General features: G+C 41.0%; 19 protein-coding genes. 7 read left to right on the plus strand and 12 right to left on the minus strand.

Annotated elements, in window-relative coordinates:
- Window positions 1-13: 13 nt before the first annotated feature.
- Complete coding sequence (locus B3E00_RS16125; RefSeq protein ID WP_293881020.1) at window positions 14-739, minus strand: nucleotidyltransferase family protein; 726 nt, start codon at window positions 737-739, stop codon at window positions 14-16.
- Between the two features lie 167 nt (window positions 740-906).
- Window positions 907-2,235, minus strand: coding sequence for an inositol-3-phosphate synthase (locus B3E00_RS16130; protein ID WP_046675789.1), 1,329 nt, complete (start codon window positions 2,233-2,235; stop codon window positions 907-909).
- A gap of 507 nt (window positions 2,236-2,742) precedes the next feature.
- On the opposite strand from B3E00_RS16130, the gene B3E00_RS16135 reads away from it, so the two are divergent.
- Window positions 2,743-4,602, plus strand: a complete 1,860-nt coding sequence (locus B3E00_RS16135) for a CocE/NonD family hydrolase (RefSeq protein ID WP_293939311.1) — start codon at window positions 2,743-2,745, stop codon at window positions 4,600-4,602.
- 392 nt (window positions 4,603-4,994) lie between these two features.
- Window positions 4,995-6,305, plus strand: a complete 1,311-nt coding sequence (locus tag B3E00_RS16140) for an NYN domain-containing protein (protein WP_293881026.1) — start codon at window positions 4,995-4,997, stop codon at window positions 6,303-6,305.
- A gap of 185 nt (window positions 6,306-6,490) precedes the next feature.
- Here the strand turns inward: B3E00_RS16140 and B3E00_RS16145 are convergent, their stop codons facing one another.
- Complete coding sequence (locus B3E00_RS16145; RefSeq protein WP_293881028.1) at window positions 6,491-7,156, minus strand: DUF2625 domain-containing protein; 666 nt, start codon at window positions 7,154-7,156, stop codon at window positions 6,491-6,493.
- Between the two features lie 196 nt (window positions 7,157-7,352).
- Here B3E00_RS16145 and B3E00_RS16150 point away from each other — a divergent pair, with 196 nt between their 5' ends.
- Window positions 7,353-7,883, plus strand: coding sequence for a YfiT family bacillithiol transferase (locus B3E00_RS16150; protein WP_293881030.1), 531 nt, complete (start codon window positions 7,353-7,355; stop codon window positions 7,881-7,883).
- A gap of 75 nt (window positions 7,884-7,958) precedes the next feature.
- Here B3E00_RS16150 and B3E00_RS16155 read toward each other — a convergent pair whose 3' ends face one another.
- Together B3E00_RS16155 and B3E00_RS16160 are read right to left on the minus strand one after the other, a co-directional pair.
- Entirely contained in the window at window positions 7,959-8,186 is a 228-nt protein-coding gene (locus tag B3E00_RS16155; RefSeq protein ID WP_209575743.1) for a hypothetical protein, read from the minus strand.
- A 106-nt stretch (window positions 8,187-8,292) separates the two neighbouring features.
- Window positions 8,293-10,767: an SEL1-like repeat protein gene (locus B3E00_RS16160; RefSeq protein ID WP_293939313.1), complete on the minus strand. Its 2,475-nt coding sequence runs from the start codon at window positions 10,765-10,767 to the stop codon at window positions 8,293-8,295.
- A gap of 224 nt (window positions 10,768-10,991) precedes the next feature.
- Here B3E00_RS16160 and B3E00_RS16165 point away from each other — a divergent pair, with 224 nt between their 5' ends.
- Window positions 10,992-11,552 (plus strand): hypothetical protein, encoded by a 561-nt coding sequence (locus B3E00_RS16165; RefSeq protein WP_293881036.1) that lies wholly within the window; start codon window positions 10,992-10,994, stop codon window positions 11,550-11,552.
- A 144-nt stretch (window positions 11,553-11,696) separates the two neighbouring features.
- Here B3E00_RS16165 and B3E00_RS16170 read toward each other — a convergent pair whose 3' ends face one another.
- The 5 genes from B3E00_RS16170 to B3E00_RS16190 all read right to left on the minus strand — a co-directional run bounded on the left by B3E00_RS16170 (window position 11,697) and on the right by B3E00_RS16190 (window position 16,511).
- Window positions 11,697-12,401 (minus strand): NUDIX hydrolase, encoded by a 705-nt coding sequence (locus tag B3E00_RS16170; RefSeq protein WP_293939315.1) that lies wholly within the window; start codon window positions 12,399-12,401, stop codon window positions 11,697-11,699.
- 3 nt (window positions 12,402-12,404) lie between these two features.
- Complete coding sequence (locus B3E00_RS16175) at window positions 12,405-13,319, minus strand: hypothetical protein (protein WP_293881040.1); 915 nt, start codon at window positions 13,317-13,319, stop codon at window positions 12,405-12,407.
- Window positions 13,320-13,425: 106 nt separating this feature from the next.
- Window positions 13,426-14,208, minus strand: coding sequence for an NAD(+) synthase (gene nadE, locus B3E00_RS16180; RefSeq protein ID WP_293881042.1), 783 nt, complete (start codon window positions 14,206-14,208; stop codon window positions 13,426-13,428).
- A complete protein-coding gene (locus B3E00_RS16185) occupies window positions 14,198-15,694 on the minus strand; it encodes a nicotinate phosphoribosyltransferase (RefSeq protein WP_293881044.1) in 1,497 nt (498 codons plus the stop codon). The genes nadE and B3E00_RS16185 overlap by 11 nt, the downstream gene beginning before the upstream one ends.
- Window positions 15,695-15,698: 4 nt before the next feature.
- Window positions 15,699-16,511, minus strand: coding sequence for a hypothetical protein (locus B3E00_RS16190; RefSeq protein ID WP_293881046.1), 813 nt, complete (start codon window positions 16,509-16,511; stop codon window positions 15,699-15,701).
- Window positions 16,512-16,825: 314 nt separating this feature from the next.
- Here B3E00_RS16190 and B3E00_RS16195 point away from each other — a divergent pair, with 314 nt between their 5' ends.
- Genes B3E00_RS16195 through B3E00_RS16205 form a run of 3 tightly spaced genes read left to right on the plus strand, consistent with a single transcriptional unit; the run spans window position 16,826 to window position 18,970 of the window.
- Window positions 16,826-17,317, plus strand: coding sequence for a hypothetical protein (locus B3E00_RS16195; RefSeq protein WP_293881047.1), 492 nt, complete (start codon window positions 16,826-16,828; stop codon window positions 17,315-17,317).
- A gap of 2 nt (window positions 17,318-17,319) precedes the next feature.
- Complete coding sequence (locus tag B3E00_RS16200) at window positions 17,320-18,276, plus strand: hypothetical protein (RefSeq protein WP_293881049.1); 957 nt, start codon at window positions 17,320-17,322, stop codon at window positions 18,274-18,276.
- A 16-nt stretch (window positions 18,277-18,292) separates the two neighbouring features.
- A complete protein-coding gene (locus B3E00_RS16205) occupies window positions 18,293-18,970 on the plus strand; it encodes a YiiX family permuted papain-like enzyme (protein WP_293881051.1) in 678 nt (225 codons plus the stop codon).
- Window positions 18,971-19,005: 35 nt separating this feature from the next.
- Here the strand turns inward: B3E00_RS16205 and B3E00_RS16210 are convergent, their stop codons facing one another.
- Window positions 19,006-19,977 carry a Gfo/Idh/MocA family oxidoreductase gene (locus B3E00_RS16210; RefSeq protein WP_293881053.1) on the minus strand — a complete coding sequence of 324 codons (972 nt, stop codon included), beginning with the start codon at window positions 19,975-19,977 and terminating at the stop codon, window positions 19,006-19,008.
- A complete protein-coding gene (locus B3E00_RS16215) occupies window positions 19,970-21,169 on the minus strand; it encodes a M20 metallopeptidase family protein (protein WP_293881055.1) in 1,200 nt (399 codons plus the stop codon). Before B3E00_RS16215 ends, B3E00_RS16210 begins: the two co-directional genes overlap by 8 nt.
- Window positions 21,170-21,195 lie beyond the last annotated feature (26 nt).

Consider the following 21,195-nt stretch of genomic DNA (forward strand, 5'->3'; position numbering starts at 1 on the left):
CTCGCTCATTTTTCTAACTAACTTCCTCACTCAAAAATTGTTCTGCGACTTCTCGATCTTTTAGATGATCAATGTCGACGACTTTTTCAAACACAAATGCTTCAACTTTCAAACTATTTTCCAGTAACGCACGCTGAAAATTACGCATTCTCGAATTTCCAGCAGCAACGGAACTTAATGCACAATCCATGGCGGCTTTACGAAAACAATAAATTCCGCCAGAAACATATCTCGTTTCTGGTGTCGCTCTATCTAAGAAAGCTTCCACCTCAAGTTGTTGGTTGGTATTGACATACAAAGGGCTCTCGTCATCAATAAAAGGGGTAACAGCCATAAAAGCATCTGCATTTTTATGGTGATGAAAATCATCTAAATAGGCATGAAATTCATGTGGCTTAAAGACCGTATCGGTTGTCGTAAGACAACAGGAAGACCAATCAGGATTGTTTTTAACAAGCAAAGCAAAACTGTGCAAGGAACTTTCAGTATCTTCCTCTAGCAGCACAATAGGTAACTCAAAAGTCGTTTTTTCCAAAAACAATTTCAATTCCGGAGATTGTTTATTGATGATGACATGAACCTTTTGTGCTCCTTCTTTGGCAAATATGCGAATCAATCGTTCAATTAATGGAACTCCATGTAATGGTAGCAAGGGTTTCGGTAAATTGAATCCCTCCTTTCGCAATCGAGAACCTTCTCCCGCTGCTATGATAGCAAATTCCATCTCTTCTAATTGCAAAATAAAATCATTTATTAAAAAAAGCAAAACCCCCGTCACTCGCTCAGCGTTGATAAACACAAAAGCCTACAGAGGGTTATATCAAGTCTTCAACCGCATCAATGGTGTTGAAGAAAAAGGGGAAAAACTGTCTTTAACAATTGTTTCCCCCATCTTATTAAGGTCGCTTATTGAATGCTATCTACGAGCTCTTGGTAATAATCCAATCCCAAGTGCGTGATTAAATCTTCACCCATAATGTGACGCAAGGTATTTTGCAATTTCATCAATTGTTTGAAGATATCATGTTCTGGAGGTAAACCTGGAGCCGTTTGAGGCGATTTCAAGTAAAATGACAACCACTCTTGAATACCTGACATACCTGCACGTTGAGCCAAATCGATAAAAAGTGCTAAATCCAACGCAACTGGAGCTGCTAAAATTGAATCACGGCACAAGAAATTGATCTTAATCTGCATTTTGTAGCCCAACCAACCGAAGATATCAATGTTGTCCCAAGACTCTTTATTATCACCATGAGGAGGATAATAATTGATGCGCACTTTGTGATAAAGGTCACCGTACAACTCCGGATTCTTTTTCGCATCTAAAATTTCTTCCAATACCGATAATTTAGAGACTTCTTTTGTTTTGAAATTTTCAGGGTCATCTAATACCAATCCATCGCGGTTGCCCAAGATGTTGGTCGAGAACCAACCTTCAACACCTAAAGCTCTTGCCTGAAGACCTGGTGCTACGATTGTTTTCATTAATGTTTGACCTGTTTTAAAGTCTTTACCTGCAATAGCTACCCCGTTTTCGTGAGCTAGCTCAACGATTGCCGGAACATCACACGTTAAATTTGGTGCACCATTGACATAAGGAGCACCTTCTTTTAAAGCCGCATAACAATAAATCATGCTTGGCGGAATGCGCTGATCGTCATTATCCAAAGCCTCTTCCAATTTAGCTAATGTTGAAAAAGCTTCGTTCGTTTCAATATAACGTTCTGTAGAGCCACACCATACCAATACGACGCGGTCTAATCCATTTTTCTCTTTAAATTCACGAATATCTCGTTGTACGGCATCTGCCAATTCACGACGAGTTTTTTCAGATTTGATGTGTGTTCCATCTAAATTTTTAACAAAATTACGATCAAACACAGCCTTCATTGGTTGGATAGCCTCCAATTCAGCTTTAACAGCATCCAATTGACCTTGCTCCAATACCTGTGCTTTTGACGCAGCCTCGTATACGTTATCTTCATATACGTCCCATCCGCCAAAAACTACATCTTCCAATTTTGCTAAAGGGACGAAATCTTTAATTAATGGATTTCTGTTCTCAGTGCGTTTACCCAGACGAATTCTGCTCAATTGAGAAACAGATCCGATTGGTTTTGAAAAACCTTTGTTTATAGATGCCACACCAGCGATCAATGTTGTAGCCACAGCACCTAATCCCGGAATAAGAATACCCAATTTCCCATTGGCATCTTTCACTTGTTGTCCCATATTAATTCTATATACTTAAATTGTTATTTAATTGATGTATTATGATAAAATAATTCTTAAAATTAGCTTAAAAAAACATAATTCATACCACTTGGCATTATATTTATAAAAATCGTGAAAAGTATCGATAATAATGCGATTTGAAACCGAAATAAATAACCTGAAAAACAATTATTATTCGTATTAAATCACACCATCTCGCTGAGATTTAATGATTTTAGCTATACGTGTCAATCGAAAAATAACCTTCCACTAATCCTACTCAATATATCAACATTCGAAATCTAATCCAAATTCAAAACAAAAAAAGTTTTTATTTCTAAAAAAATGGTCAATTTTTCCTTTTCTATTTCTCACAAATATGACAATAAAATTGGAAAATGGCGTTACTAGCACTACCTTTAGTTTTAAAATCTAATACCCGCAATAATTCCACAACATTATTAGTAACAAATGGAGTGTGAAATACGGTTACACCGAGTAAGCACCGAACAAATAATTATCTGAATGAAAAATACGATTTCGTACCTCACCTTAACGTTTTTATGTGCCAGCCATTTACATGCTCAAACAGCTGCCGACTCTGCTTACGTTAGAGATTTTTATGAAAAAACTGAAGTAACAATACCAATGAGAGATGGAAAAAAATTGTTTACTGCGATCTATAGTCCAAAAGATAAATCCAAGAAGTATCCAGTTTTGCTCAACAGAACGCCTTATACTGTTTCTCCCTATGGGCAAAATGAATATAAGAAAAGTCTAGGAAACTTTCCGGCAATGATGCGTGACGGTTATATTTTCGTCTATCAGGATGTGCGCGGTAAGTGGATGAGTGAAGGCGATTTTGAGGATATACGTCCAACTACATACAGCAAAGATAAAAAAGCAATTGATGAAAGTACAGACACCTACGATGCACTGGAATGGTTGCGGAAGAATCTTAAAAACTACAATGGTAACGCGGGGCTTTACGGAATCTCCTACCCGGGCTTCTATTCTACTGTAGGGCTTGTCAAAACACATCCAAGCTTAAAAGCAGTCTCGCCCCAGGCTCCGGTAACAGATTGGTACATCGGCGATGACTTCCATCATAACGGCGTACTGTTTTTGCAGGATGCGTTTACCTTTATGTCAACCTTTGGCGTCCCGCGGCCCAAGCCCATTACCCCAGATCAGTTTAAAAGCAAAATTCAGATCAAAGAAGCTGATAAATACAACTTCTTTTTAGAAGCTGGAACAGCGCGAGAACTCAAAGAAAAATATTTTGGCGATTCTGTTCAATTCTGGAATGACCTGTTTAAACATCCCGATTACGACGATTTTTGGAAATCGCGTGTAATTACCAACGCTTTAAAGGAGGTGAAACCAGCAGTGATGGTTGTCGGGGGCTTCTTCGATGCTGAAGATGCCTATGGAACATTTAAGACCTATCAATCGATTGAAGATAAAAGTAAAAAAAACAATTCGATTTTGGTGGCTGGCCCTTGGTATCATGGCGGCTGGGTACGATCAGACGGCAGCTTTCTGGGCGATATTCAATTTGATAAAAAAACCAGCATTACGTATCAGGAACAATTTGAGCAACCATTTTTCAAATATTACCTGAAAGATGAAGGGAGTTTCACTCCTTCCGAAGCTACTATTTTTGTATCGGGCACCAACGAATGGAAACATTTTGAACAATGGCCTCCGAAAAATGTAGAGACAAAAAAACTCTACTTCCACCCTCAGGGAAAACTTGCATTTGACAAAGTGCAACGTACAGATTCGTGGGATGAATATGTAACTGACCCCAATAAACCCGTTCCACATCAAGGTGGCTTAATTCAAAACCGAACACGGGAATATATGGTTGACGACCAACGTTTTGCAGCCAGCCGTCCGGACGTAATGGTGTATCAAACAGATCCATTGACTGAGGATATTACAATTGTAGGTCCCATCAAAAACCATCTTAAAGTGTCCTCAACGAGCACAGATGCAGACTATGTCGTTAAACTGATTGATGTTTATCCGAATGATGCACCGAGCTATCAAGGAAAAACAATGGCCGGATACCAAATGATGGTTCGCGGAGAAATTATGGCGGGAAAATATCGCAACGGTTTTGAAAAAGCAGAGGCACTAACGCCAGGAATGGTCGAAAAGGTCAATTTTGAAATGCCAGATGTGGCCCATACCTTCAAAAAAGGGCATCGGATAATGGTTCAGGTACAAAACTCCTGGTTTCCCCTAGCAGAACGAAATCCACAGGTATTCTTACCACCATATACCGCTACCAAAGCTGATTTTCAGAAAGCTACCCAACGGATCTTTCATGATGTGAATAATGCAACATACATTGAATTTGATAGGCTGAAGGATTAATGACTCAGAATAACACTGCTTATCCGTAGCTCTTTAGCTACAAGTATCAAGGGTAATTAAAAAAAAATGAAATAAGATTTGCAGAGGTGTAACATTTACACTATCTTTGTATCATCATAATTTAGGTTTATAATTGGTTATTTAAGGTTTTCATTCTCCCCGTTTGAAAACCTTTTTTTTATTACTCTAATGTTCTATCAACCCTTTTTCAACAACGCTTATTACAAAACAAAATTTGCTGATCGCCTGTTCTAAAAGAATAGTGCTTAAATTAATTCTCAAAAAATTAGAGAAGTTGTTTAACAATACTGTATTTTTAACGGATATATTGGGATGAAAGCCCTCAGATGTATAAATAAGAAATTTTAATAGTGAAAATATAATCGAAATATATGGCAGAACATGGGGATTTGCAAATCGCAATACTAATCGATGCGGACAATGTATCTTATCGAAAGATCGAAGAGATTTTGAATGAAGTTAAAAGGTATGGAATTCCAACCATCAAGCGCATCTACGGAGACTGGACCAATCCTTACGTTGAAAAATGGAAGGACAAACTTCTTACCCATGCTATTACTCCAATCCAACAATACAGTTATACACAAGGCAAAAATTCGACCGATTCGGCTTTAATTATTGACGCCATGGATATTCTGCACTCGGACAGAGTGGACGGATTTTGTATCGTTTCAAGCGATAGTGACTTCACCCGTTTAGCCACACGTTTACGGGAGTCGGGTAAACTTGTTATCGGTATTGGTGAAAAAAAGACTCCTAAGCCTTTCATCGCCTCCTGTGACAAATTCATCTACGTCGAAATATTTGAAAAAAATCAAAAGAAAGAAACGGTAGCGAAGAAAAAGCAGCAAAATCAGCCTAAACCAAATCCTGTTGAAAATGTAACAAGCATAGCAGTACTGGATGAGGAAACCCTAGAACTTTTGAAAGACACTGTGGATGATACAGCGGATGAAAATGGCTGGGCATTCTTGGGAGAGATTGGAAGTCTTTTTAATAAAAGAAAGCCTGACTTTGATGCGCGCAATTACGGTTACGACAAGATGTCCCACCTTTTCAAAGCGTATAAGGAAGATTTTGAAATTGAGGAAAGGAACACGGACAAATCGCGTATAAAACACTATTATATCCGTAACATCATTAAGCGTCCTTTGTCCGCTGTGACGCCTACACCGCCGCTGGATAGTGAACCTAAAATAGTTTCGAACAGTACGACTACAACGGAACATACAGACAAACCAGCGAATCAAAACGGTAGAAAAAAAGGAAGGCCTGGGAAACGGCAGGATAAAATACCTGCTGAAATAACGCCAAAAGAGACTGTGCAAAGTCCTGCGGCGCCGGAACAGAAAAAAGAAGTCACTACTCCAACATCGGGCGATTTGTCCAGCAGTATGCTATTCCCCTCGGAAGGCAATAAGATCACGGCGGATGATGTTAAAAAGACACAGATCCGGATCACAAAGGAATTTAAACCTTTGTTTCCAACCAAATCCCAAAAATTAAGGATTATGATCAACGCTGGTGAATATGAATGTAATTTCACCTATCGGGGCAGAGGCTTTCACGTCCTTAAATTAGGAAAGGAAGCTGCAACCCAACTTGCTCTCGCTGAGGGGATCCAAATACAAATTGTTAGGCTGAACGAAGTAAGCTTTAGCCTTCAAAACAAATCTATATAGATTGGTGTTACTCAAGCAGATTTTTTAGTCGATAAGACAATACGGTTTGTTTTATCGACTAATTAAATTGTAGTGGGCCCCAACAAATGGAATACGATCTTCTGGAATACGATCTTCGACTGCTTTCGAATTGATAGCGCAATGGCATTAAACGGCTTAATCCCTGCTATTCACAACGTAACGGATTAACGTCCGCCCGCAAATTCCATGGTAAAGTGGTAGTTCTCGTCAATAGCCACAGGCTTACGGTCCACTTTTCGAAAGTCCCGCGCTTCATCCGTCCATAAAAACGGGTAAAACGAAAATACCTGATTACCATTGAGGGATTTCACATCGTCGTTCCAGTCTTTCCATTTGAACGTTTCATAGAACTGTGCGACATCCCCTTTTAATGCCCAAAAGATAAAGTCCGAATAGCCACACTCCAAGCTTTCCCATTGTAAAGTATCTTGCGCAAAATAGTAAACCTGTCCAATACTATCGCCTAGAGCCCCTGCGTTGATCGCAAAGTAACCACCCAAAACGTCGTCAGCTATGAGTAAAAAGCCACCTTTTTCACCTTCCTTAACAAAGCTCTTCCCTTTATTCCATTCCATTATTCCGCGGTTCAGTTTTGGCGAACCTGAACCTAAAATTCGTAGCCAGCCTCCATCGATTAAAATGCCACCAGTCTGGTGGATAATGGCTCCCATGGGAGATTTCGTGGTGATCTGCGCCCGCAGAAGTTCTTCATCAGCTCTCTTTGGATCGCGGGTAAGCACTTCATATGAATTTGTCGCTTCGTTCATCCAACTCTGCACGAGCTTCCATCCAGAATTACCTGTATCTATCAATTCTTTTAGACTTTTCATTTTTTGCTTTTTATTGCATGGTCAATCGCCCACCACCCGAATGGAACTTCCATGTCCTAATCAATTTTGCCGAAATTACCACAATTCTTTATCGCATCCAAATTACACGAGCATAAGTGCAAATACCAGAAAATATTTACTAAGCCATAGCTATAAATATTAGGAATCTAGCGTTTATTTTAATTAATTTTAGGCTATGCAACATGAATTAGAAAAACTCAGATACCCTATCGGTCGCTTCGCCATATCAGATGTTATCGACCATACGCTATTGAATGACTGGATTAAAACAATTACAGATTTTCCGGCTAGATTAAAGTCCGAAGTCGGGGACCTAACGGACGATATGCTGGAGAAACGCTACCGGCCCGAAGGGTGGACCATTCGTCAGGTTGTTCATCACTGTGCCGACAGCCATATGAACAGCTTTATTCGATTCAAATTGGCCTTGACAGAAGAAGATCCCACCATCAAATTATATGAAGAAAAATTGTGGGCCGAACTTCCAGACGCTAAGAATATTCCCATAGAAAGTTCGGTAAAATTACTTGAAGGCCTACATGAACGTTGGGGGATTCTGCTCAAAAGTCTAACCGATGAACAGCTAGAAAGAGGATTTATTCATCCGGCTACCAAAAGGTTGATCTCTTTAAAGGTAAACATTGGCTTATATGCCTGGCATTGTAACCATCACCTTATGCACATTGCCAATGCCAAAAACTATTAATAGCGTTGGCTTTATCGCAATGATCATTTCATCGATAAAAGATCATGGCAATAAAGCCAACGACGCCATCACGCTTTATTGAAGTGACAATACCCACAGAAAGGCCATCAATCCTGCAATAGCCAGCCCAATAAGGCCCGACAGCAGAAACGACAGCAAATAATAACCTACAGTTCGCGTCTTTTTCCTTACAATGTGAATAATCCCCAGCGCGAGCGTGTAAACTGTTCCAAATCCAAAAAAAACAATCGTGATCAAATCGATTAGAATGCCGCTGAAATCTATATTTGCTGATGACAACATGATTTACTAATTATGTTTAACTAATTTATTAAAGACACTTCTCTTATCCGTGCGATAGCGGTATTTGTAATGAGTCGTTTTCCATGCGATCATAATGCTCGTGCTATTATTCAATTTCCACAGCATTTTCTTTAGCAAAATGTAACCAAAACTCATATTTTTCAGCATTTGCTGCAACTCCATGCGCAGCATACAGCTGCAGCAAACGATTGACAGCATAGACATACACGCTCCCTTGATTGGCCTGCTCATAGTAACGGATGGCTTTGGGTAAGCTTTGTTTAACGCCCAGTCCTTCCTCATACAAAATTCCATGATAAATAGCCGCAAACTGATTTGCCTTATCTCTCTTCAAATAACGCAATAAGTTCGTGTAATCGTGTCTTTGATAATAGATTTCTGCCATTTGCGCATCATTGAAAATACCCGCCTTTTCCGCTTGCTTAAAGTAATCCAAGGCTACGCTATGGTCTTGCTCCACGTAGACACCCTCGTAATACCAATTCCCTAAGTTGCTCATAGCTTGAGCTTCTCCAAGTGCAACAGCTTGCCTATATCCTTTTAAAGCTTTCGAAATATCGAGTTCAACCCCATGTGCTGTCGCATAAAGAAACGCCCAGTTATTCCATGCTTGAGCATGATCCTGCGCCATTGCCTGTTCATAGAAGGACTTTCCCTTTTCGATATCTATCCCCTCGTAGTCTGCATCTGTATATATATTTCCAAGTAAATACTGACAGTCTGCACTACCGCGACCGGCTCCGATTGTGAGCAAGCGAATAGCTTCGGAGAATTTTCCTTCAGCATCAAGCCTCTTCCCCTTTTCCATTAATGTGTCATTATCGAAATACTGTTCATACCCATCCCCCTTGCGTTTCGTCCAGGCTTGATAAAACTGTACAAAATAGTTTTGATCGCGTCCCTGTAGATGATAGCGCTCTGTATATAAATATCCGAATGCTGTCTCCGGTATTTCTATCACATTTCGGTTTAGGTCGAGATAAAACATCCGCTCACCCTTAAAAAGCAATAAAAGTTCGCCTGAGACTGCATCGGGCGCTGGATAGTGAAAAGGCGAACAGATATAATCATAAGGCTCACTACAAAATTTAAGCTTCGTATCGAAATAGCGCATTCCCTGTGGGCAGTGTATGCGCATAAAATCCAAAAAGCAATGTTCGATTTTCTGATAGACATCAGCAGGTTCAAGTAACCATTTTCCGCGATGCGCATCATAAATCCCCTGTGTCTTGGAGCAGCTTAAGACAAAAATATCTTTACGGTACTGCTGTATACTATCTACTGCGACGTTTTCTATCAGATTATCCATCAATCGGAATATCCCATGTTCAAGCGAATAAAGCTGCCATTTCTTATTTTTGAGATACGCGATACTTCGGTAGCCTTCTAACACAATAATCCGGTCAATTCCCTCATCCAACATATTACCATTGGGTTGAATGACAGAAATTTTTGGCTGTAGCTTATTGGGTTTAATCCAAAAATACCGATTGGCCAATGGCTCCAGGCTACCTTCCAAAAAAGTCCCCAAATACTGACCGTCCATAAGATAATACTTCTTTTTTATCGTTCCTTTTTGTCGGCTATAGAACAGCTTGTTATAGTCATACATAAACGACTCGGGCACAGGATCTGAAATAATCAATCGTCCTTCAACTGAAAGGAGAATGTTGCTCTCCCCTTGTCTCGCATTTAAAAAACCGTAGGCGATCCAGTCGAGCTCATCGTATAAGGCAGGTATGCTCAGCTGTTTGCTATCAATATGTAGTACGCCACGTTTTCCTGCCACTTCCACTTCTGCATAGTTGTTTCCATGGATAGACCGGGCGTCAAAAGCATCACTATATTGACAGGATACCAGTTCAGCGCCGCTCGCATGGATGTAGCCAAATCGTCCATTTGCTTCAACTACAGCGATCCCCTGTTCATTAAATTCGAATATTTCATCATATATTGCCGGAATCAGGAGATCACCTTTCGCATTTCTTAATCCTTGCTTTCCCTCTGCTTCAAAAACCTCAGCTCCTTTGTCCCGCAAAAGCTCTTCCGACCATAATCCCAATCCGTAATCAATCCAATCGGTTTGAAGAGCATCCAAAAAAGAAGCATAGCCAGAAGTTTCCAACAGCGAGCCCAGCGGATCTAAGGATTGTTCATCGACAGCTTGTTCATACAATAAGGCTTGCATGCTGATTTCTTCGGCCCATGCTTTAGCCTGCAGGGTATCTTTCTCCGCGTTCATGCTAAACACATCCCGCCCATCGATCTGAAATGTATCGAAAGGTAAGCCTCCCAAAAATTCAAACATTCGGTTCACAGGCTCATAATATTTTTTTTTATAATGCAGTTGATACCTATCGGCCAACAACGCATAAAAATAGCGAAGCCTAGCGATTCCATCTTCCTTATTTGCAAAAAGCTGGCTACCTTTAGACCGAATATTGGCGGAAAATAACGGCCGCATGAGGATAGGAATTTCGTAATTCCATTCGGCCAGATAAAAAGGATATGTTTCTTTGGTCTTGAGATTTACATTATAAATATAAATGCGATGTGCCATGCGTTAATTTTTCTATTTTTCGTCTTTGTCGCATTGATTTAAATCATCCTATGACTCGTGCGAATGTGATAAAAATACCGCATTTATCAGTTTTTTCGAATAGCGGAAAATAGGGATTTTTTTCGGTCTCTATTTAAAAAAAATGTATCGAGATTGAACAATGAAAACTACATGTCAATCCATATGTTTATCAGCAACGACAATCATTACTAAAAGAAACGACAATGAAATTAATACGAAAGATTATTTTTCTGCCCTGCGTGGCATTGCTTTTTAACTGCCAACAAAAGAATGAGGTTAAAAAATCTACTGTTGTATTTAGCAGGGCTCCCAGCATAGACTCCATACACAAACAACAAGACCAAACCTCGCTATCCGTTGATGACCTTACGCTTTTCAGGCAGCTCTATCCCATTACCGTTCTTCGGCCGGAAAGCAAAAATAGTTTTAAAAAATATGGGATCGAATTCTCGGGAATATGTTATGCCTGTGATCTTGCAGAAATCAAGATCAGTAAAGAGCAGCTTCATTTGGTCAACGTCTGTGATTCGAATGAAATCTACCAGATTAAGGACTTCACCTATACCAGCAGCGAGGCGGGCTTAATCCTAAAGACTCAACACAATGAATTTATCTTCAAGCGAGTAGAGAAAGAACCTATTTTCGAATTGCAAATAAAGGGGGATGCTCTTTTGCTAAAGAATAAACGTATCGCAAAACACTACACACAGAAAGCTTTGATCGATCAGTTTGAAGTCCATGATTGTGGCGATTTTCAGGGTTAGCCTAACCCGACTTCACCTGACAATTGCGGGATGATATGAAATCTGCACGGAGCCTTTATTAAAGATATCAAAAGATTCAGCCTGGGTTAAAACAGACAGGCAGTCGTTCATTGACGACCGCCTGTCTGGCTCCAATGGTTAAACTTATATTTCAAAATAAAAACCCGATTCAGTAAGTTGTTTATATTTTACCCTGTCAAAACTATAGATCTTCGCGGCCCTAGCACGCCGATCTTTTTGCTTATCGCTGTGGTCGATTAATAACCCCATACTGAGGATTTTTTTCCGAAAATTACCGCGGTCGATTGAGCGCTGCAGAACGGTTTCATACAAATTGTGCAAATCGGGCAACGTAAACTGCTCGGGCAAAAGTTCAAAACCGATCGGCTGATAACGTATTTTCCCCTTGAGTCTTTGGATTGCGGTATTCAAGATCTGCATATGATCAAAAGCGAGATCTTTATTTTCATCAATGCCGAACCACCTAACCGCTTCAATATCTACACCCGCTTGCAACATATATGCTTCAGGCTTGACAAGTGCATAATAAGCAATGCTGATCACTCTTCCACGCGGATCACGAGCTAAGTCTGAAAACGTATATAGCTGTTCAAGGAAAATATCCTGGAGACCCGCCTCCTCGCGCAGCTTACGAAGCGCACAGTCTTCGGCTGTTTCATCTTCCTGGATAAAACCGCCAGGAAATGCCCATTTTCCCAAGAAAGGTTCTATTGCCCGTTTTATCAATAATACCTTGAGCTGGCTTTTATCAAAGCCAAAGATGACACAATCCACTGTGACAGCCGGTCTGGGATATACATAGGTGTATTTTTCTATTGAACTTTCCATGAGCTACAAATTTACTTCGGTTGACAGTTTGAGCTGTATCCCATATTTTTCTTTAAGTGCGTCAAACTGCAGTAGCGTTTGCTCTTCGAATCCGCCGATCGGCGACATACAGTCTGTTAATAAAGTAATACGGGAGGTAATTGACCGATCATGTTCAAAATATTCCAAAATCTGTACCGCCGAAGCCAATACGCAGTGGCTTGATGCCTCCCCCGCAATATAAATAGCATCGTATGCCCGTATTGCTTCAAGTACAGCATGGTTTACGAATTTATTGTCATCATACTCGGCTTTGATAATACCATACATCTCCGTATACGGATCCTGTCCTTTGTAAACCAAGATCGGTTTTACCTTGCGCACAGCACTATGGAAATAGAGCATATTCGTAAATTGACTCTCAAGCTGTGCACCCCAGGTTCCCTCCAAACAATGGTATGGCCAGATACACAATTGTTTTTTACCCGCAGATTCCAGCTGCTGGAGATAATCGAGCGCTAATGCTGTATGGCAGCCATCGGTAGCGCGCCAGATACCGTAGCGGACATCGGCATAGCGAATGATGGTAAATGGCTCCGGATGATTTCCTTCCGCATCCACCCACCAGTCGGCATGGAAAATCTGCATCATCGAATGACAATCAAGGCTGCACATCACTTGTGTCAGGGAACCCAAATTGCGGTACATCCACTGTGTTAGACGGTGAACATCTCCTTTGGAACCCTTGACGGCGAGGCTCCCAATAGATTCCATAAAATCGTTCTGAACATCTATTGCCAAAAGCAGTGTTCGTTTCGCATCCAAAGCTGCAGGCTCGACCTTTTCCTCATGTGCCAAGGCCAGCATTGCCGGTACATTATCGCTTTTGCCGCTGGCAATATGCTGCACATCGACAATCTGATCAAATGGTGTTTTCATGCTATTCATTTTCTTTAAGTCCGTATTTATTGCGTTAAAACGCTAATCGTCCTTGCGGTCCGATCAACCTGAGCGCGCTTGCGCTAGTTTACTTAAACATTTAAAACTACCCCTTAAAAGTAGGTATCGCAGCAAACTTATGTGCAGATTGCTCAATACGCTTACGAATACGTTCGTCTATCGTAAGGTCGCCCGATGTGCCGCTAAGAATAAACCCATCAATTTGCGCATAAGTCATCCCCAATTCCTCTTCATCTGTCTGCCCTTCCCAAAGACCAGCAGACGGACTTTTATACTGAATAGATTCCGGTACGCCCAAGTATTTTGCTAATGTATACACTTCCTGTTTAGTGACCATTGCCAGCGGATTCAGATCGTAGGCACCATCGCCCCATTTTGTAAAATAACCCACGGTAGCTTCGGCCATATTACCTGTACCGATGACAAATCTACTTCCTAGCTGCGCAAATTGATACAAATAGGTCATCCGCACACGTGGACGGATATTCGCTATACTCAAGGCTCTGTTTGCTGCTGAGGCTTCCGTTATAAACCCTTCGCGCTGAATCGTCAGGGCATCAACCGCGGGCTGAATATCAAATACATGATAGGGAAAATCAAACTTCTGAATAAGCTCCATCGCATGCTGATGGCTTTTACTAGTATTCATATCGCTGCCATAGGGCATCATAACCAAGTGTACATCCACTTGAGCAAGGCGGCATAAACAAGCCACAACACTGCAGTCGATACCACCGCTCATTCCCAATACAAGTCCTTTACGGCCGGCCGATTTCACTTGCTGAGCAATCCAGGATGCCATTAATTGTGCATACTGTGCTACGTTTTCATCCTGGATGAAAAACGGTTTGTTTACGCTATTTTCCATATACTCGAATTGTTTCGGTTTTTAATCTATTTCTTATTTCCTCAAAGCTAGACGTGTGAATAAATTCACCGTTCAAATAACATTCTCGCAGCAAGTTTCTATTTTCCAGTTCAGCTACAGTTTGTGGGTTCAGGTTATCTATTAAACGAAGTTCATCATGTTCGAAAACAACAGCCACCATACCCTTTTGCGATTTCTTAAAGTTTCCGGTATCTGTAGCGGGACGCTTCTGAATTGCTTTAAATTCTCCATTGACAATTTCGGCAGTCCCTTTTAACGCAAAACCAAAAGTATCGCGTGTGACATATTGATAGGTATAAGAGCCTATTCCCAATATGGTATTGGTGGAAGCAAAACCCTTATCAAGCAGACCTTGACAGATTTCATTGGCCCTATCTAGTGTAATGGAATCGCCATATACCACTCCGATATGTGAATCCAGCTCCTTAAATCCTTTGCTGTTGGTCGTGCCGCCAAAAAGTTCATATAGACGTTCGACAATACCTTTCTGAACAGTACTGCGATCAGATTCTGCATCACCACAGATAATTTTTACAGGATCGCCACTATCGGGACGGATCACCACTTTACCCGCTCTTGCCATAATAATGTCCTTCAACTGCGGCAAAACATGATCTACGACATGCCAGAGGTCATAGGTGTCTGATACAATAGAGATATTTCCACTTGGGTAGACGTTGGTGATGAGATGCCTGAAAGCTTCCACTTCGTCGTCTCCATAGGAACACATAACGCTGTGTTCCGTGGATGGGGTATACATCATTACATCACTTTTTGCATGGTAGTACGATTTCAGATACTCTCTGACAGAAAGCGTAGCCGATACACCGAAGCTTAATAGATGCCCACCGGCTGTACGATATGCTGTTTCGGGAGAACCCATGCCACGCATGGAAAAATCTCCGGCTTGGGTGAAAACTTTATTGACGTCGCCCGTTGTCTCCGCAAAGCCCATCAACAATCTTTTATATTGATCCGCTATCGTCGCCGCAGTCATCGGCGACCAGACGTAAGCGGATAGCTGTGTCTCCAGATATCCGGGCAGCCAGAAAAAATCCGGATGTGTATTTTCAATCGTAAACATCGGCACACCGATTGGCACTAGACTGCCCTCGGGCAAGGCTTTTACTTTGATTGGGAGATAGCCCAATCGATGCAGATCGCGGATATGTTTTGATTCATGTGTTGAGGCAAAATTAACGTTTGTCGGCTCAAAAACGGATGCGATTGCTTCCTCATACGCCGCGACTACCTTTTCTTCCGGCTGGGCAAAAAAGTTCTCATCAAATGAATTGGTGATTTCGGCGAGTGCCCCTTGAAGTCCAAAGAAAACAACATGATTGATACCTTCTAGGCGTGACATGCGTGGAGTCCAGGTTTCGTATACCCATTGTGTATGATCCGGATATTGATCCTTATGACACAATTTGTAACCATCTGTCCAAAGGATTGGATTTTTGTTCATCGATTTAAACATGGTTCTCATTTGTTAAGTTGATATAATTTATTTTAGGATGGACCGTATCCATCATTGAATTGGTGGTAAACACACTGACTATCGGTGAATCATCATCCAGCAATGCGCCTTTAAAAATTCGAGGTTCACAATGTGTAACCAAAAGATAGACCACACTAGCTCCCATTTCTTTCAAAATTTTCCCTGCCCAGAGAAAGGTTCCACCTGCAGAACATAAGTCATCGACAATAATGCATTTTGCCCCGAGCGGAATATCCCCGGCCTTGAGCTCCATCCCTTCGATTCGGCCTGTTTGTGGGTTTCGCTTCTTCTCAAAAATGCAGCTATTTTCATAACCACTGTTGATATAACGTGCCGCGGCTCCTTTATCCGGAAAAACAATCCGGTCTTGAGCTGAAAAATCAAGTTTTTCCATTAATTGTGGCAACCAGTCCAGTGCCGGATAAATCCCCACACTGTTCGCCAGGAGCTCCAACGTCACATTGGAATGTGGCTCGACAACAGATACCGTATCAAATTGTAAACTATTTATAAAGTCAGCCACATACTGTAAGGTAAACAAATCACCTTCAATCTTACGATCCATGCGGCTATAGGGCATATATCGAATCAGTAGACGGCAAGATTCGCAGGGAACCTCGTCCAGTCGCTTTTTGACAAAAAGCAAGCGGATCAAATCGCCATCCTCCTGATAAGTAAATTCGATGAGATTGTTCTTTAAGATCAACTGATCAAAATCTTTCACTTTTGTCTCCCCATTTGGAAATTGCTCTGTGACTATCTGATGCTTATTTAATACAATCATAACTTCTAATTTTCCTTTATCCTGTTGAGTATTTTTTACTCAACAAATATGGAGATTAAATTTAACGCTGCAAAATATATTGAGTACTTTTTACTCATAAAAATTAAAATAGAACATACAGCACTGAAAACCAGTTAAATAATTTGAAAAAATCTGTGTAACGAAAAAATCGATCTGGTTTTCATCGAAATTAGCGGATTATAGGGATTGAAATTTTACGATAAAACATGATCTTTGTCTATACCATAGTCACGAAAATCTTTGTCAGCACATTTGTAGGCTGAGAGAGACTTTGATTTATTTAAGCATAAAGCATGGAATTAGCCAATCTTATCAAACAAGATATTGAATCAATCATACAAATTGAATCTCAAGACATCAACCAATTGGTCGAAAACTATCGCGAAGACTTAATGGATGAGGAGACCTATGACGCCATCGATGCGTACAATATGCTCTATTCGAATATTTATGAAATGTCAGAGGAAGAATACCTCGATGCTTTTCGTACCTTGGGTGAAACCTATCCGAACTTTGGCAAGGCCGATGAAAATGACTTTCAAAAGTCAATTGCTGAACTGGAACGTTTAAAACATGCCTTCAACGAACTGCAGCTCCATACTACCGAGGGAAAGCATCTGTTAGCGCTGCAATTAGCTGTTTTGGAACTGGACATTCAGGTGTACCAAAAGCTAACCTTATCACCGACGACAACCGAGATAGAGGCTGAAATCAATTTATTGGAAACAGAATCTTTCGGTCTAACGAATCAGATCAATCAGTTTTTAGAACAGTATCACGATTAATTATGCGATCATTTTATCCTATTAATCGCCAATGGCTAAAAACAGGTCTTTACTTACTTTGTTGGCTATCATTCCTGCCAACGGTACTTTTTTCATCCCAAAGCAGTATGGTGTTTGATATACAGCAACAGACAGGCGACAAACTGCCCTTTTACATCAGCGACCAAGGAATACTTTGTTACAATTTGTCGGCTGAGGAGAATCAAATCAACACAATTCAGGTTGATTTAAACGCGGTATTTACAAATTCAACGGTAGAGCACCTTCGATCAAAGCACTATGAGCTATCCGATACAATAATAACGATCATTAGCTTTGATACTCCTCCCATTTCCGCCAGTTATAAGATTACCGACCACAGATTTGTTGTATCCAAATCCTCAAATTGGCTGCCTAGCATGCAGCCGGCAGTTCGCACGATGACGTTGGATAGTCTGAAGCACATAGAGGAGCTGTTTGACACGAATGACCTCCATGGCCTCCTGCAACTCGAAACGACCATGCTCCCTTTTGAAAATATACTTTTATTTTTTAGTCAGCTGCATGGATTTTCCACAGTAGAGGAATTTAGCAGCAATGCCATTCATCGGATTTTAGAAAAGGATCAGTATGCTATTGCCAAACAATTTTACCGCTTATTTCTGCCTCGAAATAGACAATTTAATGATTTCGAAGTCTTGAAGATGGCAATAGAAAAAAATGACATGGATTTTATCCGTAAAGCTTCTTTAAATAGTCTGAACCGTCTGGGTATAGATGAAGTTAAAGCAGATTATAGCTTCACACAATGTACATTACTTGGAAAAGCGATCTTAATGAAAAACAAAATAGCCATAGATTATCTTTTGCAGAAAGGTGCCAGCACGGAGAAAGTATATCAATATGAATCCGACGTATTATCTGCTTTCCAACTCGCCGAAAGGACCAAGTCAAAGAAAATCATGAAACTATTTCAGTAACTTCATCGATAAAACAATGAAAAAGACACTTATTTACCTGATATCTCTTGTTAGTTATCTTATGATCACTACAGCGCTGACGCTACCAGTCCATGCGCAAAAAAAGCCAATGATTTCCAAGCAATCGAAAGCTAATTCAAAATTGCCCCAGTTCAACGATGGCGATATGATCTTTCAGTCTTCTATTTCACCACAATGCAAGGCCATCCAATTAGCAACACGTTCTCCCTATTCCCATTGTGGCATTATTTTTTACGAACAAGGCAAACCTTACGTGTTGGAAGCCGTACAGCCTGTAACTGTAACGAAGCTGGAACACTGGATTGCGCGTGGCGAAAAGCAACATTACGCCGTCAAACGCCTCAAAAATGCCAACAATATACTAAACAGCTCGACAATAGCCAAAATCAAAGCAATCGGCAAAAATTTTATCGGCAAAAATTACGACGCGACATTCGAATGGTCAGACGATAAGATCTATTGCTCGGAATTGATCTGGAAAATATACCAACGTGGAGCAGACATCGAAATTGGGAAGCTGGAAAAGCTGAAAGATTTTGATTTAAGCAGTCCCGAAGTAAAAGCTAAATTGAAAGAGCGTTATGGCAATACTGTTCCCCTGAACGAAACCGTCATATCCCCCGCTTCAATCTTTAATAGTCCATTGTTGATTACGGTGGCGAGTAATTATTAAGCAGGCTCTATCCTTTATTTTTGAAACCGCCGCCTCTATTTTTGAAGCAAAACTGCCTTGCCACCGTTTAATTTACTTTCTTCGGCGGCGTCAATAAATGCGCATATTGCCAAGGTTTCCTTTTCGTCCACCGGACTTACGCCCGTTTCGAAAAACGTAAGGATCTTATCCAACAAGGGGCCATAGCCCATAAATTGTCCCAAATGTACAATCTGATCTTTCAAAAAAACCGTACCACCAAAATCATCCTTCCCCTCGCGAATGCCCCGAAGTGAGGCAATTCTTCCATCCGACCAGTCCCCAACATAAAACGAAGTACCCTCTTCCTGAACAGTCCTCACCGAACGACATCCCGGTCCCATCAACGCAAATAACATTTCAACCCCATGGATACCATACCAATAGAGATCCTTATGTGAAGGTTCCGTTACCGCCGGACAATAGACATCAGCCCCAATAATATTGGCTCGATCCAATTCCTGAAGCCCATTAATGTAACGCAATGAGCTTGAGGAAAATACAGAACAATCGTAGTTTTTTGCCGTTTCAAAAATTTTGAAAGCGTCCACATAGGAATTCGCTATTGGTTTATCGATAAATAAAGGTTTTTTAGCTTTGATTACTTGAAGTGCCTGTTCCAAATGTAGATTTCCATCATTTGTCTCCAAAAGCACATAATCTACTTTTTTCAATAGCTCGGCAATACTTGATACAATCGAAACCCCGAGCTGTTGCACTTCCGCTGTAATTTTCGGAATACGCTCGATACTTAAAGGGATTGTTTTACTTCCATAGGGATAAGCCGCAACAACCCTGAATTTTCCATAGGGATGATTGCTATCTGCCGTATTGATCGCCCTTGTAAATGCCACAGCATGGGTAATGTCCAGTCCGATGATTCCTATTTTTTTTACGTTCTCTTGCCTTGAAAACACCTTGTTATTCGCATTAACGGCATAGGATAGTCCAAATGCAAAAGAGGACATCAAAAATTCTTTTCTATTCATCTGATTCATTCAAAAGGGAGATCGCAGCATTGACCATAACAGCCATCGCTGTTTCGAACGCTTTTTCATCAAGGTTGAATTGTGGATTGTGAAGACCATATTGGGTTGAAGGTTCATCGTTATTAGTTCCGATCAACATAAACAGCGAAGGATAACGATAAGAATAATAGGCAAAATCCTCCGCTGCCATCCAGATGTCGAGTTCCTGTGGCACGTCTGCCCCCATTGTATCCGCAATAATCGCTTTGACTTTTTGCGTTAAGGTAGGATCATTATAAAGAGCAGGGTAACCATGCCGTACTTCAACATCGACCTCTGCCCCAAGCGACATGGGAAGCGTGGCTGCTATTTCAGCCACCGTTGCTAGTGCCTCCCTGCGCCATACCTCATCCATTGTACGGAATGTTCCAGCTAATTTCACTTCTTCTGGAATAACATTAGCTGCCCCATCACCAATAAAACGTCCGAAGGTTAATACAGAAGGTACATCGGGATTGGCTTTTCGGCTAACAATCTGCTGCAAGGTAGTGAGCAACTGTGCACCGATCATAATCGGATCAATAGCCCTATGCGGCTCTGCAGCATGACCACCGCGCCCCTTTATGGTAAAATAAAACTCGTCACTTGAAGCCATAAACCGGCCGGAACGCAAACCGACCTTCCCCAATGCAACACGAGGACTTACATGTAACCCTAGTACAGCTTTGATGGTACCACCAAAAGATTCCAAAATTCCAGATTCCAAAACTTGGATAGCCCCACCGGGTATCTTTTCCTCCGCAGGCTGAAACAGGAAAACGATCTTTCCGGAAAATTCGGCTTTATACGCATTCAATATTGACGCTGCGCCCAAAAGATTGGCCGTATGAAAGTCATGGCCACAAGCGTGCATCACACCTTCATTTCGGGACTTATAACTCACCTTGTTTTGTTCATGGATTGGTAATGCATCGATATCAGCCCGCAGCACAATAATATCATTGCTCATTGCTTTTTCACCCGTCAGCACAGCAACTACACCGGTATTGGCTACAACCTTAAATGGCATATTCAACTCTACTAGTTTTTGCTGAATATAAGCACTTGTCTCGAACTCCTGGAAGGACAATTCGGGATTTAGATGGATGTGGCGGCGTATAGCAACAACTTTTGGAAAAATATTTTTAATTTTTTCGTGCAGTTCTTTCAGCATGTTTTCCTTTATTTGAAGCGTTTAAT

Origin of the sequence: Sphingobacterium sp. UBA5996 (assembly GCF_002429765.1) — a bacterium.
Classification (GTDB): domain Bacteria; phylum Bacteroidota; class Bacteroidia; order Sphingobacteriales; family Sphingobacteriaceae; genus Sphingobacterium.

Excerpts from the sequence above, each read along its gene's own strand:
- B3E00_RS16130 (WP_046675789.1), bottom strand. The coding sequence starts at position 2,235 with ATGGGACAACAAGTGAAAGATGCCAATGGGAAATTGGGTATTCTTATT.
- B3E00_RS16135 (WP_293939311.1), top strand. The coding sequence starts at position 2,743 with ATGAAAAATACGATTTCGTACCTCACCTTAACGTTTTTATGTGCCAGC.
- B3E00_RS16140 (WP_293881026.1), top strand. The coding sequence starts at position 4,995 with ATGGCAGAACATGGGGATTTGCAAATCGCAATACTAATCGATGCGGAC.
- B3E00_RS16145 (WP_293881028.1), bottom strand. The coding sequence starts at position 7,156 with ATGAAAAGTCTAAAAGAATTGATAGATACAGGTAATTCTGGATGGAAG.
- B3E00_RS16150 (WP_293881030.1), top strand. The coding sequence starts at position 7,353 with ATGCAACATGAATTAGAAAAACTCAGATACCCTATCGGTCGCTTCGCC.
- B3E00_RS16155 (WP_209575743.1), bottom strand. The coding sequence starts at position 8,186 with ATGTTGTCATCAGCAAATATAGATTTCAGCGGCATTCTAATCGATTTG.
- B3E00_RS16160 (WP_293939313.1), bottom strand. The coding sequence starts at position 10,767 with ATGGCACATCGCATTTATATTTATAATGTAAATCTCAAGACCAAAGAA.
- B3E00_RS16165 (WP_293881036.1), top strand. The coding sequence starts at position 10,992 with ATGAAATTAATACGAAAGATTATTTTTCTGCCCTGCGTGGCATTGCTT.
- B3E00_RS16170 (WP_293939315.1), bottom strand. The coding sequence starts at position 12,401 with ATGGAAAGTTCAATAGAAAAATACACCTATGTATATCCCAGACCGGCT.
- B3E00_RS16175 (WP_293881040.1), bottom strand. The coding sequence starts at position 13,319 with ATGAAAACACCATTTGATCAGATTGTCGATGTGCAGCATATTGCCAGC.
- nadE (WP_293881042.1), bottom strand. The coding sequence starts at position 14,208 with ATGGAAAATAGCGTAAACAAACCGTTTTTCATCCAGGATGAAAACGTA.
- B3E00_RS16185 (WP_293881044.1), bottom strand. The coding sequence starts at position 15,694 with ATGAACAAAAATCCAATCCTTTGGACAGATGGTTACAAATTGTGTCAT.
- B3E00_RS16190 (WP_293881046.1), bottom strand. The coding sequence starts at position 16,511 with ATGATTGTATTAAATAAGCATCAGATAGTCACAGAGCAATTTCCAAAT.
- B3E00_RS16195 (WP_293881047.1), top strand. The coding sequence starts at position 16,826 with ATGGAATTAGCCAATCTTATCAAACAAGATATTGAATCAATCATACAA.
- B3E00_RS16200 (WP_293881049.1), top strand. The coding sequence starts at position 17,320 with ATGCGATCATTTTATCCTATTAATCGCCAATGGCTAAAAACAGGTCTT.
- B3E00_RS16205 (WP_293881051.1), top strand. The coding sequence starts at position 18,293 with ATGAAAAAGACACTTATTTACCTGATATCTCTTGTTAGTTATCTTATG.
- B3E00_RS16210 (WP_293881053.1), bottom strand. The coding sequence starts at position 19,977 with ATGAATAGAAAAGAATTTTTGATGTCCTCTTTTGCATTTGGACTATCC.
- B3E00_RS16215 (WP_293881055.1), bottom strand. The coding sequence starts at position 21,169 with ATGCTGAAAGAACTGCACGAAAAAATTAAAAATATTTTTCCAAAAGTT.